General features: G+C 52.1%; 13 protein-coding genes and 1 pseudogene. All 14 read left to right on the forward strand.

Translation table 11 applies throughout. From position 1 onward, the window contains the following. Positions 1 to 39: 39 nt before the first annotated feature. The 14 genes and pseudogenes from M3194_RS05880 to M3194_RS05945 all read left to right on the forward strand — a co-directional run bounded on the left by M3194_RS05880 (position 40) and on the right by M3194_RS05945 (position 15,694). Entirely contained in the window at positions 40 to 555 is a 516-nt protein-coding gene (locus M3194_RS05880; RefSeq protein WP_251652404.1) for a hypothetical protein, read from the forward strand. A gap of 12 nt (positions 556 to 567) precedes the next feature. Continuing rightward, positions 568 to 2,628 carry a DUF4815 domain-containing protein gene (locus M3194_RS05885; protein WP_251652406.1) on the forward strand — a complete coding sequence of 687 codons (2,061 nt, stop codon included), beginning with the start codon at positions 568 to 570 and terminating at the stop codon, positions 2,626 to 2,628. 11 nt (positions 2,629 to 2,639) lie between these two features. Further along, positions 2,640 to 3,803, forward strand: coding sequence for a hypothetical protein (locus M3194_RS05890; RefSeq protein ID WP_251652408.1), 1,164 nt, complete (start codon positions 2,640 to 2,642; stop codon positions 3,801 to 3,803). 19 nt (positions 3,804 to 3,822) lie between these two features. Then, positions 3,823 to 3,996 (forward strand): ribbon-helix-helix domain-containing protein, encoded by a 174-nt coding sequence (locus M3194_RS05895; RefSeq protein ID WP_251652410.1) that lies wholly within the window; start codon positions 3,823 to 3,825, stop codon positions 3,994 to 3,996. Positions 3,997 to 3,999: 3 nt separating this feature from the next. After that, on the forward strand, positions 4,000 to 4,338 hold the full coding sequence (locus M3194_RS05900) for a hypothetical protein (RefSeq protein ID WP_251652411.1): 339 nt from the start codon (positions 4,000 to 4,002) through the stop codon (positions 4,336 to 4,338). Between the two features lie 4 nt (positions 4,339 to 4,342). After that, positions 4,343 to 7,120, forward strand: a complete 2,778-nt coding sequence (locus tag M3194_RS05905; protein WP_251652413.1) for a DUF2190 family protein — start codon at positions 4,343 to 4,345, stop codon at positions 7,118 to 7,120. A gap of 31 nt (positions 7,121 to 7,151) precedes the next feature. Next, entirely contained in the window at positions 7,152 to 7,826 is a 675-nt protein-coding gene (locus M3194_RS05910) for a glucosaminidase domain-containing protein (RefSeq protein WP_251652415.1), read from the forward strand. 564 nt (positions 7,827 to 8,390) lie between these two features. Next, positions 8,391 to 10,175 (forward strand): annotated as a pseudogene (locus M3194_RS05915) (glycosyl hydrolase family 18 protein); the annotation flags it as partial. Beyond that, on the forward strand, positions 10,164 to 10,535 hold the full coding sequence (locus M3194_RS05920; protein ID WP_251653185.1) for a fibronectin type III domain-containing protein: 372 nt from the start codon (positions 10,164 to 10,166) through the stop codon (positions 10,533 to 10,535). The pseudogene M3194_RS05915 and the gene M3194_RS05920, both read left to right, overlap by 12 nt. A 75-nt stretch (positions 10,536 to 10,610) precedes the next feature. Further along, complete coding sequence (locus tag M3194_RS05925) at positions 10,611 to 11,732, forward strand: S-layer homology domain-containing protein (protein ID WP_251652417.1); 1,122 nt, start codon at positions 10,611 to 10,613, stop codon at positions 11,730 to 11,732. Between the two features lie 216 nt (positions 11,733 to 11,948). Then, a complete protein-coding gene (locus M3194_RS05930) occupies positions 11,949 to 12,974 on the forward strand; it encodes an ATP-binding cassette domain-containing protein (RefSeq protein ID WP_251652419.1) in 1,026 nt (341 codons plus the stop codon). Continuing rightward, positions 12,971 to 13,774: an ABC transporter permease gene (locus M3194_RS05935; protein WP_251652421.1), complete on the forward strand. Its 804-nt coding sequence runs from the start codon at positions 12,971 to 12,973 to the stop codon at positions 13,772 to 13,774. Before M3194_RS05930 ends, M3194_RS05935 begins: the two co-directional genes overlap by 4 nt. Before the next feature lie 169 nt (positions 13,775 to 13,943). After that, the gene (locus M3194_RS05940; RefSeq protein ID WP_251652423.1) at positions 13,944 to 15,107 is read left to right on the forward strand and encodes an FAD-dependent oxidoreductase; all 1,164 of its coding nucleotides are present in this window, start codon (positions 13,944 to 13,946) and stop codon (positions 15,105 to 15,107) included. A gap of 164 nt (positions 15,108 to 15,271) precedes the next feature. Then, positions 15,272 to 15,694, forward strand: coding sequence for a hypothetical protein (locus M3194_RS05945; RefSeq protein ID WP_251652425.1), 423 nt, complete (start codon positions 15,272 to 15,274; stop codon positions 15,692 to 15,694). The last annotated feature ends 12 nt before the right edge of the window (positions 15,695 to 15,706 follow it).

A 15,706-nucleotide genomic window follows, 5' to 3' on the forward strand; every position in this document is an offset into this window, starting at 1 on the left:
CGCACGTAAGCGCGATATTCTTTTTAGGAGGAGTAACACATGGGAGTCAGTTATACGGCTTCGGTTGCCGGGATGCGGGCGTTTCAGGCGCTTCATCTCGTACGTACCGACAATATATGGATCGGAATCGGCAAGCAGACACCTTGGAATGAATCGGACAGCGTGCCCGAGGTATCCGGCTCCTCGCTGCTTAGTGAGCCAATCGGCTACAAAAAGGCGGAGAAGGTGCGCTTTGTTATACCTGATCCGGACGGGGATATTATCCAGTTCGAGCAGCGATGGAGAATGATTACGGAGGAGGAAGCGATGCTGAGCCTCGCGCGCTGGGTCTATGTAGCGGCCTGGATTACCGGCACGGAGCTGCCGGCTGTCAGCTATCGGCAAAGCGCCATTGTAACGGAGCTTGCCTTGGCCGAGGATACGCTGCCCGGCAAGCTTGCCGTTAAGGCAGAGGAAGTAAGCAGCCACGGTTATGCGCTGGTCGTCAATAACCGCTCGCCCATTCACCGGACGGAAGATCAACGGGAGTTTCTCGAATTTATTGTGGAGTTCTAGGAGGAGCGTCTAATGAGTGTATACAATCGTTTCGCCCCGGACAAACGCTGGGTTGCTCTGCAGGCGCAAAGCGGCAGACGTTTGCAGTCGGCGGAATTAAACGAGATCCAGTCGCTCTCCCTTCACCGGGATAAGCGGATGGGCGATGTCATATTTGGCTCGGGCCATATTATCGAAGGCGGACAGATCTATGTCCAGGACGATAAGAAGAGGGTTATTATTTTCCCTGCAACCGTCTATTTCGACGGTGTCATCCATGATATCGGGGAGAAGAGAATTCCAATCGAAGGCGTAGGCGAGGAGATTATCGGCCTCAAGATTACGTACTCTACCATCACCTATGAAATGCAAAAAGATCTGCTTGATCCGGCGGTTGGATATGCCAATTTCGGTTCGCCGGGCATGGATCGGCTGGTTGTCACCCCCGAATGGGTATTGAACGACGCGGCGGCTATTCCCATGTACCGGTTGTCCGATGGGGAAGCGGTCACCGCGAAGGTTCCTCCGGAGCTCGAAGGCTTCACGCCGGTGCTTGCCAGAAGAACCTATGACACAAGCGGAAGCTTCCTCGTCTCGGGCATGGACGGATTTATTGAACCAGCCGAAGGCGATTACGTAACGCTCGTTATCGAAGCGGGCAAAGCTTACGTGTTGGGCTACGAGATTAATAGGCTGGTGCCAACTAGGATTAAGCTAAAGAAATCGCTTGATTCGCGAAGAGTATCCGATGAGGTGAAAACCTTTGTTGCCGGCACGACCCACTATTCGCTGAACAGCAAGCCGGTTAAGGCCATTCAGGAGATCACGGCCAGAGTGAGGCTGTCGGATATCAGTATCACGAGAGGCGGATCAACCGCTCAGGATGTCCTGCCAACGGATGCCGTTGTTGATATTGTAAGTATCGTGCAGGGGACGAAGACCTATGTGAAGGGCAAGGATTATCAGCTTGCCGAGAACAGCGTGGACTGGTCGATCGGCACAGCCCGGCCTAATATCGGCGAGACGTACCGCGTCACCTTCGAATATATGAAGCAGATGGCGCAGGGCACGGATTACAAGCTGGAAGCGGGAAAAAGCGAGGTTACTTGGCTGAGCGGGGATCTGCCGGTGGCCGGTTCGATCTTTAACGTTACCTATGATTATTACCTGTCGCGCAAAGACGCATTCTATCTGACGGCAGACGGGCAGATTCAGCTTGTGACCGGTCAATCGGATGTTCATCCGCCTTCGCCGCCGGTCCCGCCGGATGTTCTGGAGCTTGGCGAGCTGCAATATCCGCCTGCAAGCTCCGATGTTGTTGTCGTTAACCATAAGCCGAAGAGGCTGACGATGCTGGAGCTGCGTTCCTTGCTTGACAGGCTGGAGCGTGCGGAATATAACCAAGCGATGCTGGAGCTCGACCGGACGGCCCAGATTTCCGACCCTGCCACGTTCAAGAAGGGCTTTTTTACGGATAACTTCACCAACTTTGAGCGCGCGGATCTTGAGAGAGGCTTCGAAGCTATGATTGATCCCGTTAATCAGACGCTGCAGCTTCCGGTGAACCAGCTGTTCGTACAGATGGAAGTAGAAAGCCTGGATTCGGTGAAGCAGCACGAACGGCTCCTGACCCTTGATTATACGGAGCAGCTAATTATAGATCAGAGCTACGGAACGGAAGCTCTTAATGTTAATCCGTATCAGGTATTTGGCTCCCAGGCGACGATCCGGCTTACCCCTTCCCAGGACTCCTGGGTGGAGACCTCTTATGTCTATCAGACCGTATGGGGATGGTGGGATGCGTGGTGGACCGGGAACCGGTCGGAGACGCGCATCATTCTGGATGAGAATATTCCGTTTATCCGCCAGCGGGTCGTGACCGTATACGGAGAAGGCTTCGAGCCGAACAGCAACAATCTGCAGGCAACCTTCGACGGCGTAGAAGTATCACTCGTTCCGTATTCAGGCTACGAGGCGGGGACAAAGACGGGCACGATGAAGGCTAACGGAGCGGGCAAGTTTATCGCTACCTTTGCCATTCCGCCGAATATCCGGACAGGTACGAGGGAAGTCCGTATTTTTAACTACGTGTAGGAGGGGTAGAAGTGGCCCAGATTCAGAATGAATCAAGAACATCTTATGTCGGTGTCGGCCGAAAACAGATTATTGAGCAGACCTTCTGGCAGGTGCCGTGGTGGAATCAGATTGATCCGCTGGCGCAGACCTTTTTGCTGCCGGAGGAGCGGTTTATTACCAGTATAGAGCTGTACTTCGAGACGAGGGACGCGGATTCATCGGGCGCAAGCGGCTATCAGGCCAAGCCGGTGACCGTGCAGCTTCGCAATGTTGTAAATGGCTATCCGGGCACGACCGTCCTTGCATCCAAGGTGCTGGAAGCCAGCGCGGTAAAGGTGTCGCTGAAGGGTGAAGTGCCGACCAAGTTCGTATTCAGCGATCCGGTTCTGCTTCAGCCCAATGTGGAATATGCCGTTGTCGTGCTGACAGGCTCGAGTCAATATCGCGTATTTGTGGCCAAGATGAGCGGCAAAGACCTCATCAGCGGCAATATCGTTTCCCGTCAGCCGTATACGGTGGGCTTGTTGTTCTCCAGCTCCAACGCAACGGCCTGGACCCCTCACCAGGATATGGATTTGAAGTTCCGGCTGTATGCAGCGGAGTTCAAGAAGCCGTCCGGGAAATTGAACTTCGGAAGCTTGCCGCTGCCGATTGCGATATCCCAGCTGCTCCTCTCGACAAGCCAGGTTGTTCCGCAAGGCAGCAATCTGCAGTGGCAATGGTCGCCAAACGGAACCAGCTGGTATGCGCTGAACGATGCCGGCGTTACGGGACTTGGAACCCTAACCGAGGATGTATACGTTCGTGCTCTGCTGACGGGTAACGCCAAGAGCTCACCGGTCATCCAGACGGGAGCAATTGGCGCCGGGGCGTTGTCCTTTAAGACAAACGGGACTTATGTCAGCAAGGAATGGTTCACAAACGAAACGTTTACGAAGATAACGGTCTACGTCGATTTTCACACGCCGTCCGGTACTTCGCAAAGCGTGGAGTACAGTATTGACGGGGGGACGACATGGGTTGCCTTCCCTACTGGCCGAGTGAGCCAGCAGCTGGGACTCTATACGCAGTTCAAATACGAAGCGCCGGTTGCTGCTTCGCAGAAGGTACGGATTCGGATTAAGCAGGCCAATTCGGTCAACAGCCAGGCTGAGACGCCGAGGGCGAAGAGACTGATGGTGACGCTATCTTAAGAGGAGCGGGGGAGTGGCGATGAGCAAGACGAACCGAATTAATTTGGATCCGGCTGCCCCGGACAGCTTGTACGCCGGAGCGCAGAAGGTGAACCAGGCGCTGGATGAAACGGAAGAGAAGCTCGAGCAGTTGAAGAAGGAAATGAATGTGAAAATAAGCAACGCGCTTTGCCTGCACTGGATGGGAGGATAGAACATGGCTTATGAAGTCTATTCCGCAGTAGATCTCTATGCGGGGCAGCCGGGCATTGCGCTGACGGATCTGGTGACGCTGCAGCAGAAGACGATTCTGAAGAGTATCGTTATCCATAATACAACCAGCATGGGAGCTAAGCTGAAGCTGTTTATTATCCGTCCCGGCAAAACAGCCGGCGCTGAGACGCAGCGGATTGGGACCAGTATCGGCGGAGAGGATACGGTGAAATTCTCGTTTGAGACCGTTTTACCGAAAGGAACGAAGATAGCGGCCTCCCAGGCGATTGCCGGCGCGTTGTCGCTTGATATATCCGGAGTTGAGGTGATTCCGGGTGTATAGCTCCTTGAAAGGTCTCACGAGTGGAGGCGGCGGTACAGCTTACATCAGACGCGCATTCCCGGTTGCGCCCGGGGAGTCGATTGAGCAAGGCGACGTCGTTACCCTTTTTAATAACGAGCTTTATCGCAATGCCGAGCTGCCAGTCGATGCCTTGCCCCGGTTCAGTCCGGATGTTCTCTATCTGAACAGCGAGGAATACAGCATGGTTCTCCATCCGATTGGCGGGAGCAGCTACCTGCATATCGGTACAACGCAAAAGCTCATTTCTATTTACCGGGTTGAGGCGGAAGCAGACGGGCTAATTGTATCCGCAGTAAAGAGACTGCCGATCTATGGAATAGAAGGCATGAATCAGCTCCAATTCAAGCCGCTCTCGGAAGAGATGGGCGTCCTTTGTTATTTGGAACACAATACCTCGTTGTGGACGATGCTGACGATCAGGTGGAACGATAACGGTCTGCAGCTTGGCGAGACGTTCCGGACAGAGCTGTATTCAAACTCAATGACCGCGATCGAGAGTTTGAGCGATAACAGGTTTCTGCTGGTATGGCACTGCACGAAAGCAGCGCCTTGGAGGTTAAAGGCATCCGTATGCAACATCGGCCAGAACGATCTCATCGCCTTTGAAGGGGATGCCACCGAGATTGATTCCGCAGCAAACCTGTACTCGGAATTTGCCTTCAGCAAGCTTTCGGCAGGCATGTTCGCAGCCAGCTACTGGGTGAAAGATTCGGATACAAAGGGCTCTCTTGCGACGAGAATCATTACTTGGAATGGAGAGAGGATCGCGCTTGGCGAGAAGTCCGGCATCAGCACGGGAGTCAGCTGGCAGGTTGAGCTTAAGCACTGGGTGCTGTCTCCGGTCCATTTCATTCTGAGCATAAAGCTGGACTCGGCTTTGACCTTTCATCCAATTACGTTGCGGGAGGCAACGAATATTCCGGTTAACGGAGGGCCGTCAACCGGCAACGTGACCGACTCCTTCTACGATGCGGTGAGAATATCGGATAACCGGTTCGTGACGGCTGTCTGCTATAAAGAATCAGGAGCACTGGTCTTGAATCTCTTCGATACCAAAGACGGGAACATCAAGCAGATTACAGGCAAAGCCGTACTGACCTCGGTCAAAGGCATGTATAGCAATAAGCTGACGCTGACTGCTGTCGGCCAGTCCTTGTTCGTGCTTACTTTCAACCATGAGCCTGAGCGGGACTATGCCTATACCCAGGCTTTAATGTTCAAGATGGCGCCCGACCAGAATATAATCGACGATCTCAACTGGAAAGAGCAGCTGACTAATATATGGGACAGAGGGGCCAGCGCTTACAGCTTCGTCTATTGTCCTTATGCCGCAAGCGGGTTTATTGCCGCAGGCCAAGGCAGGTTGAAGCTGTTCCGCTGCGGGTGGTCCCCGGTCCGTTTTATCAGCTCCGGCATCGGCGAATTCCATTCGGCAACCGGCGATCATAACGTAATCAGCGGAAGCACGGCGTCCGTAGTCTTATCTAACGGCTATGTGGTTATCGCTTATCGGGAGCGGGATACATGGCATGGCAAGCTGTCGGTTCTCCAGCCGGCTGAAGGCGGTTATAAGCCGATACAATCCCATACGTTCTCTTACAGCCATGTCGATAATTTATCCATCGTGGAACTGGCACCCGGCGTAATAGCTCTGCAATACAAACAGCGCATTACGCCTTCCTATGATTCCAATCAGCTGAACAGAGGGAGTTCGTACGAAGAGCTGAAGCTATTAACGGGCAGTATTACAAGCACAGGACTTAGCGGGAAAACAACAACCGGCTTTCGTTTGTCGGAGATGTATATCACCAGTCAATTTTTAAAGCTAGACGACGGTTATTTGCTTCATGTTGGAGTAACTACGAGTTTCTCCGTTACAGCGAGAGTAATCCGCTTCCTGATCAGCGATGCCAGCGTAACTTTTACGCCTCTCGATCAGGTCGAGTACCTGGATTATCAGAGAATGAAGGCTTCGGCCGCTTTGATTGGTCCAAATCTGGCCGCAATCCACACCGATTCCAAAATGATTGTGGTAGAGGTAGGCGAGAACGGCTTATTATGCAAGCTGGCAGATAAGTATTTCGAGCTGAATGACCGTACGACAAAAGGAATCATCGCCGATGGCAGAGGCGGATTTATCCAGTTTACGACCCATAACACAAACGGGGAATTACTGGAGCTTACGCCATACCGATTCGCTAACAATAAGCTGTACCAGCATGCGGAGACCAGATCGGTAAACCGGAAAACTTCAGGCGTAACTATCGAAGCTGGCGCTGACGGCAAAGCCGCGGTATTCTATCAGGCCAGATGGGAGAACGGAAGGGGACCAACGCTTGCCGATCCGCATCAAACGATGTTTCTTGGTCTGCTCGATATAAGCACGGGCTCAAATCCGGAAGACCGGCATTACCCGTTCCCATGCTCGGAAGGCACGCTGCCTGTCTTGCTTCCGCTTGGTAATCAGCAGTATTTCTGCATAGGCGCGGATCCGGACGGCAACCAGATCTATATGACCGCGTATAGTGACGGAGAACGACTGTCCTATGGGAAGCCTTACTTAACGCCGCTTGGGGTAGCCGTATCGGATGGCGCCGCAGGACAACATGTGGAGGTTGCCATTCGGGGAATTGTCGAGATTGCTTCCGCGCTGCGGGCAGGCGCTTCTTACTACAATGGGCAGGACGGGAGCTTGTCCGATTATCCTGGGGGAAGTAAAGTTGGCGTTGCCATAACGGAATATGAACTCTTGATCGAATAATCGCAACAATCGGAAGGAGGTGCCTTGCAACATGACCCAAAAGCTGAATAGACAGGATTTTTTCGCCTTTTTGTCGGATACCGTCGTGAAGGTCTGGAAGGAAGGCTCGCCGCTTCTGCCAAGCGTGCGTATGGCGCAGAATTGGCTGGAGACCGGCGGGAAAATCCATGAATGGAATAATCTTGGCGGTTATAAGGTAGGCAGCGGGATTCCCAATGCTTTTTGGAAAGGACGTACGGTCTGTACTTCCACTTGGGAGGTCTACAACGGGACCCGGGTAACCCAGAAGGCGGACTGGCGGGCGTATGATTCCGTATATGATTTTTACAAAGACCAGGACCTGCTGTTCACCAAAAGCCGCTACGACCGCGTCCGGGCAGCAAAGACGCCGGAGGCGCAGTGCGCAGCGCTGCATGCTTGCGGCTATGCCACCGATCCGGATTATGCCGCCAAGCTGTTGTCGATTATTAAATCCAATAACCTGACGTCGTTTGATCTTATTCAAATCGTTGACGCTCAGGAGGAGAGGGCGGATGAGGACATGGAGACAATTTCGGTGTATGTAAACGGGCAGAAGCTGGATGACGGCTATTATGACGACAAAAAAGGAATTACTTACGTTCCCGTCCGCGCGCTGGCTGAAGCACTTGGAGCGAAGGTGAAATGGAACGGGGAAGAGAAGCGCGTTGATCTGACAAAAAAATAACTGAACAAGCAGAAGACGTTTCTCTCTTGAATGGAGAGGAACGTCTTTTTTTGTGCAATCAAATACCCTCCATTAAAACCTTATAACGTTATAATATCCCTTCATAATGGAATTTTCCACCTTACCAATTTGCCGTTCCTGTTCCATGATGGATTTACTAGAAATTAATAACTTTAATGACATTAACTAACAAGGCGGTGATGGATGGGAAGATTGCCTGCACCAAGCAGCGAGCCGATTGCAGATCCAAATGCAAATCCATATCCAAATCCAATAGAGGTGAAATCATTGAATTTATTAGCGATGAGAAGATCTATCTGGAATCTCCCTTTGTTATTAGTGGTCTCGATATTGACCGGAGTGCTGGCGTTTGCGCCACATGCGCGGGCGGAGGAAGGGGCTGAGGCACCCGTGAAGACCGGACCTGCCAATCTGCGTATCGCCAAGGATGATAATGGCGCGGATATCGTCACCCATAACTCGGTAAAGATCGCTTGGGATCTGGTTGGTGACGAAACGAATAACAATGATATTGATGTCTGGAACGCAGATACGAATGCATGGATGACCTGGGGCGACCGGAGTAAACAGGAAATCGGCGGATTAACGCCGGAGACGACGTACCGCGTGTATATTACGTGGTTTGCCGACCGGCCGTCGCTCGAATACAAAAGTAATGTCATTGAGTTTACGACCGCTCCCGATACGAGCGAATATCCCGAGCCTCCGCTTTCCCCGCCGGGGCATCTGCATGCGGCAGCGGTTACCGATACAAGCATTACCCTCAAGTGGTCAGGCAGTCCGGGAGCCAACGGGTATGATCTCTATGTGAACGGCGGCTGGGAGCAGGGGATATGGGACGGATCCAATACGGTATCTTATACGCTTCCCGAAGGCGGCAATACTGCCGGTACCGTATACAAGTTTGAGGTAGGCGCTCAGAATCTGCCGAAGGTATCGGCAAACAGCAACGCCGTGACGGTAACGTGGGGAGAGCTCGCCGCCCCAAGAGGGTTGCAGGCCGTAACCGCAACGAGAACGACCGTCTCGCTTGGATGGGCGGAGACGGCCGGAGCGACCGGTTATGATATCTATGCCAACGGCCAGCTTCTTGGCTCGAGCAGCGAGAACCGTTATGTGGCGACCGGACTTATGGAAGGGAACAGCTACAGCTTCAAGGTTGCGGCGAAAAATGAGCTTTGGCGTTCTCCCGAGAGCGTGGAGCTGGACGTTGTTCCCGGTGCCGATTATAATATCGTCACCTATTATACGCTTTGGTCTCCTAGCAGCACGGGACGAAACTTCCATCCGTCTGATGTAGACGTAACGCAGATTACCCATGTCAATCTCGCTTTTGCGGATTTATGCTGGAGAGGATTTGGTTCCGGCGCTGCGGCTTGCCAGAATGCCTCGATTCCAACTCAAACGGATTATGTTTATGACGGCGAGATCATTGTAGGGGATCCGTCGTCGGATTTGGCGCTGTTTGAAGAATGGGCGGCGATCCGGGATGCCAATCCTCACCTGAAGCTGCTAATCTCGGTTGGCGGGTGGTCCTGGTCCAATAATTTCTCGAATATGGCCAGCACGGAAGAGACCCGGCGCGCCTTTGCCAATTCCGTCGTGAAATTCCTTAGAGCTTATAAGCTTGACGGCGTAGATATCGATTGGGAATACCCGGTAGAGGGCGGCGAAGAGGATAATTCGCATAACCCGCAGGACAAGGGAAATTTCGGCTTAATGGCGCAGACCGTAAGAGAGGCACTTGATGCTGCCGGCTCGGAGGACGGCAAATATTATTTGCAGACGATCGCTTCGGGGCAAGGGGATAACTTTGTTGTCAATTCGAATCTTGGTGAAGCATCCGACCATCTGGATTTTATCAATATTATGACGTATGACTACAGCGGAAGCTGGGATACGCTCGCCCATCACAATTCTCCTCTTTATTTTGACAAGAATCATCCGAAGGATTATGCAAAGCGCAACAACGTGCTGGGTGCCGTGCTGGCCGAACTGAACGGAGGCGTGCCGAATTATAAAGTGAATATAGGCATTCCATTCTACGGCAAAGGCTGGACCGGCTGCGAGGCTGGGGGCTAGTATGCGGCATGTGCAAGCGCAACTCCATTTGGCACATGGGAGAACGGCATATTTGATTATACCGATATAGAAGTAAACTATCTGAATCATGAAGGCTACGAGCATGCATGGAATAACGAAGCCAAAGTCTCGTACCTGTACAATGCGGCCAACGGCGTGTTCCTTACTTATAACGACGAATCTTCGATGATGTATATCGCATCGCTTGCGAAGTCGCTTGATTTGTCGGGAGTCATGAGCTGGGATATTAGCGGCGACCGTAACCGGGTATTAACGACGCGGCTCGCGAAGGATCTTCCTGTCAGCGGCGTTCCCGATGCCGATGCGCTCTCAGCGCCAGCCGGCCTGCAAGCCGCCTCCGTCAGCAGCCGCAGCATAAAGGTCAATTGGAATGCGGCAGAGGGTGCAACAGCCTATGAAGTCTATGTCGATAAAGCGCTGGCCGGTACAACTGCCGGCACAGATTTTAATCTTACGAACCTTGCTCCTGACACGAATTATGCCATTGAGGTGCTGGCGGTTGAGCAAGAAGGCGATACTCTCGTAAACGTATCAACCTTCAGCAATCCGCTTACAACCAAGACAGCGCAGGTGAATAACGCTTAGCCCGGGCCTGCCGGACAGGAAGGACTGGATACGCTAGTTGTCAAAGACGGAGATAAGCTGCTGGTCAGCCTTCCATTGGATGCGGCGCTGAAAGAGATTGCATCCTCCACATCCCGGGAGTTCCCGATTCTAGTAACTGGGGAAGGCAAGCAGATCGAAGTGTCCGCGGCAAAAGAATGGATAGCCGCAATTGCAGCTAAAGACAAGGATGCGGTTATCATTGTCCGCTGGCAAGGTTCGGCATTCTCCATTCCTGCTGCAGCGTTACCGGCAGGGACGGATATCCGAATCGTAATCGGAGCTCCGGAGCCGGGAGTAACGGATGCATGGACGAAGCTGCTTCAAGAAGAAGGCTTCATACCGGTTGCCGCCCCGCTGACCTTTAAGGTCGAAGGGAAAAATACAACCGGAGCCTACGGCGAGATAACCGATTTCGGCAATAACCTGCTTTCCCATACCTTTATTGTCAAAGGCTCCGATATCCATAAAGCTCAAACGGCCGGCGTCGTTTATCTGCCGGAAACAGGCGAGCTTCGCCCGGTGCCCGTTCTGTTCACGGACAACGCCGACGGAACGGTAACCGTGGATCTCAAGCGTAAAGGCAACAGCGTCTACGGATTGGTCGAGACGACGGTTTCCTTCACGGATTCGCTTGCGGCTTGGGCACAGCAGGATGCGTGGCAAGCAGCAGCCAAGCTGATCGTTACAAGCGATGCGGGCGGCAAGTTTGACGGAGCACGAGAGCTGAACCGTGCGGAAGTGACTTCTTTGATCGTCAGGGCGCTGGGTATCTTGCCTGACCGCTCCGCTGCGGGTACAGCCTTTAAAGATGTGGCGGCAGAATCCGCTTATGCGGCCGATATTGCCGCTGCGAAGGAAGCTGGCCTGATCAACGGCCGAGGCAGCGGTCTCTTTCACCCAACCGCGTCTGTCACCCGCGAGGAAGCGGCCGTCATTCTGGCGAAAGCACTGGCTTATGCGGGGATTTCCGCACGAACCGATTCCAATGCGCTGAACCGCTTCACGGACCGCAACAAAGTATCCGGCTATGCCGTATCCTCCGTTGCCCTGTTAGTCGAAAGAGGAATTATGAACGGCGTATCGGCAAGCCGTCTTGCTCCGCAGGCAACCGTCACCAAAGAGCAGGCAACCGTGCTTATCATGAAGACGCTCCGGTCTGCCGGATTGTCCGACTAACTCAATGAACCGCCCGGGACAACGGGCGGTTTTGTTGTTTTTCGTGCTCCGGACTAAACGGGAATACATCTGGAGACTGATTTAGCAGTAAATGAATTGAATTAAGATTAGTACAGCGATGTTCAAGGCTATTTTCAAAAGTAACCTTCGTTTAAATTCAGTTTAAAAATGTACGTTAGGATTACGACATCAACAATTCTTGGGAGGAAACAGGAAATGGAATATAAAAATGCAAAGCAGCCAAACAACGGCGACTGGGCGGTCGAAGCGCATGGTCTAGTCAAAGTGTTTGGCGACAACAAAGCCGTAGACGGCGTTAATCTGAATGTGAAAGCAGGCTCTATCTATGGCGTGCTTGGTCCAAACGGAGCAGGCAAAACAACAACGATCCGCATGCTGGCGACGCTGCTGCGTCCGGATGCCGGCTCGGCACGGATTTTTGGACATGATGTGGAGAAGGAGTCTCAGATCGTCCGTCAATTGATTGGGGTTACCGGACAATACGCATCGGTTGACGAGTCGCTCAGCGCAACCGAAAACTTGGTTATTTTCTCCCGCTTGCTTGGACTGGGACGTTCGGAAGCAAGGAAGAAAGCAGCTGAGCTTCTGGAGGAGTTCGGGCTGACGGAAGCTGCGAAGCGCCCGCTTAAGAACTTTTCGGGCGGCATGAGACGCCGTCTGGACTTGGCTGCAAGTCTAATAGCACAGCCGCCGCTTATCTTCCTGGATGAGCCAACAACCGGCCTTGATCCGCGGACCCGCGCTCAAATGTGGGATACGATCCGCCGGCTGGTGAATACGGGTTCTACGGTTCTGCTGACCACTCAATACCTTGATGAAGCCGACCAATTGGCCGATCGGATTGCCGTTATTGACCGCGGCCATGTTGTTGCGGAAGGCACGGTAGATGAATTGAAGCATTCCGTAGGGACTTCTTCCTTGCATCTGAGAGTCGAGAACCAATCCGATATGGAAATAGCGCGTTATACGGTGGAGCATGTGCTACAGGTTCAAGCTACCTTAACAAGCGAAGCTGCAAAAATTACAGCGCCTATGGCTAATGCCGACCTGGTTACGGATCTGTTGATCGCGCTTCGAGAGAAAGGCATTACCTTGTCCGAGGTCAGCGTTCAGAAGCCAACTCTGGATGAAGTGTTCCTGACAATCACCGGTCACGGGGTTGAAGAGAAAGCCAAAGAAACGGGCGCGGAAACAAAAAGAGCGGAGGCTGTAAACGTATGAGTTCATCAGTAAAAACAGGTCATTTGAAAAACCACACCAGCTTTATCCAAACCCTGCGCCATTCGCTTACGATGGCATACCGGGGCATCTTGAAAATCCGCCGTACCCCGGAGCAGCTGTTTGACGTTACGCTGCAGCCGATTATTTTCACCTTGATGTTCACTTATATTTTCGGCGGGGCGATTTCCGGTGACGTGCAAAGCTATTTGCCGGTTATCATACCGGGTATTCTGGTTCAGACGGTTATTACCACGTCCATCGTAACCGGGGTTCAGCTCCGGGAGGATATGGATAAAGGCGTCTTTGACCGGTTCAAATCGCTGCCGATCGCGCGGATAGCGCCTCTTGCCGGAGCGCTGCTTGCCGACACGATCAGATACACGATTGCAACCGTCCTTACGTTCTCCATGGGCTACATTATGGGTTACCGTCCCGACGGAGGCTTCGGAAACGTTGTTCTTGCTGCCTTGCTCGTTATTTTTGTCTCGTGGGCGATGAGCTGGATCTTTGCTTTCTTTGGCGTTATCTCCCGTACGGCTTCCAGCGTGCAAGGGATCTCGATGCTCGTATTATTCCCGTTAACGTTTATGTCCAATGCATTCGTGCCGGCAGATACGATGCCGAATTGGCTGCAGTGGTTCGTAAACATTAACCCGGTTTCGCATGTTGTCTCCGCTGTTCGCGAATTAACCAATTCCGGCACGGTTGGCTCGGATCTTGTTTGGTCCTTGGTAGGTGCCCTTGTTATCGTTGCGGTATTTGCTCCAATTACGGTGCGCGCTTATATGCGGCGGACATAAAATTTCATCTGAGGAGATGGCCTAGCCGCCATCTCCTTTTGCTATTATTTTTACTGCCTGAGGCTTGGTTATTTACAAAAATGCAATTCCGTTTAAATTCAGTTTAAGCGGCAGCGTTACTATATCTGTGTAAGGAAAAACAACAGACATGGATATAGGAGATGGTCATATGACTACAATAAATAAAACACAGAAACAAATCGCGATTATCGGCGGAGGCCCTGGTGGACTTACGCTTGCATTAATCCTGCAAAGACATGGCATTAAGGCAACGGTATATGAGCGCGAAGCGCAGGATGCAAACGGCCAGCGAGGCGGGTCGCTCGACATTCATGAGGATTCCGGTCAAATGGCGCTGAAGGAAGCGGGACTCCTTGAACAGTTCCATGCCATTGCCCGTTATGAAGGGGAGGACTTCCGTTTATTCGATAAGTCCGGCAAGATTTATATGGACGAAAGGGCGGAGGCGGGAGAGACAGGCGGCCGTCCGGAGATAGACCGCGGAACGTTATGCGGTCTCCTGTTGCAGGATTTGCTGCCGGATACGATCCGCTACGGCTATAAATTGACGGAGGCAATCCCGCTCGAAGGCGGTCGGCATGAACTACATTTTGATAATGGGGAGACGGCAACGGTTGATCTTGTCATTGGTGCGGATGGCGCGTTCTCCAAGCTTCGTCCGCTTCTGACAGATGCTAAGGCCTCCTATGCGGGATTAACGATGGTGGAGCTGCATGTGGATGCCGAGGCAAATCCTGAGCAGGTAGCCTTTAATGCAAGGGGCAAGGTATTTGCGCTGGACGATCATAAAGGAATACTTGCGCAGCTGAATGGGGACGGTAAAATCAAAGTTTATCTAACCTTCACGGCCGAGCAGAGCTGGCTGGATACATGCGGAATACCGTTTGACCAGCCGAAGGAAGCGAAGCGGCAGCTGCTTGACTATTTCGGAGATTGGTCGGAGGAGCTCCAGAACTATATTCGTTTGTCCGAGGAGCTCGTTCTGCCAAGAAGGATCTACATGCTGCCGGTTGGACTTAAGTGGGAGCATAAATCGGGCATTACGCTGATTGGAGACGCCGCGCATCTGATGTCCCCCTTTGCGGGCGAAGGCGTTAATCTGGCGATGAGGGATGCTGCAGAGCTTGCGCTTGCCATCGCAGATCATGAAGACATGAATCAGGCAGTCGCAGCTTATGAGCGGAAGATGTACGACTATTCCTCGCATTCTGCGAAAGATTCGGATAGTAACCTGAAGCTGATGTTCTCCGAGAATGCGGCTGTGAAGCTTAAAGCGCTGTTTGATCGGCTGCATGCGGAATTCGCTCAATAAAAAGGACGAGAGAGGCTGTTCCAAGAGTCACGCAAGTGACGAGGGTACAGCTTCTTTTTTTTGCATAGAGTGTATATTCTAGTCAGCAAGACGGTGTGCAGATATGGATGATTGTGGTAAAGTCAGCATATAGAAAATGAACTTTCGCAAATGGAGAGGATCAATTGTATAAGCTCGCATGTATGCTGTTATTGCTTGCTTTTGTTCTTGTCGGCTGCAGTCACTCAACTTCCTTAATGAAGGAAGTAGGCCAGCAAAAGCTGAATCATGATGTTAGCATGTTTGTCGAGCGGAATAAAAGCAAGAATGGCATATATTTATATTCTGCTACTGGTATGAATGAGTATTTAATCGTGAACTACTCAACTGCAGAACAAGGCGAGAAGGTGAAGCTTCTTGCTGGTATGCATGCGGAAATACAAAATGACGTCTTAGCGATTCTCATGGATGTTTCGGAAACCTCTGATCTTAAAGATGACCGAATAAAGCCAATCTCGATTTATAAGATTAATAAGCATGATAGGGCTGACGCCATAAAGGTCTTTATTAATGGACAAGAGACGCCAATTGATATAGTCGGCAGTTGAGACAGTTAGGAG

This window comes from Paenibacillus glycanilyticus (assembly GCF_023715145.1).
GTDB lineage: Bacteria > Bacillota > Bacilli > Paenibacillales > Paenibacillaceae > Pristimantibacillus > Pristimantibacillus glycanilyticus_A.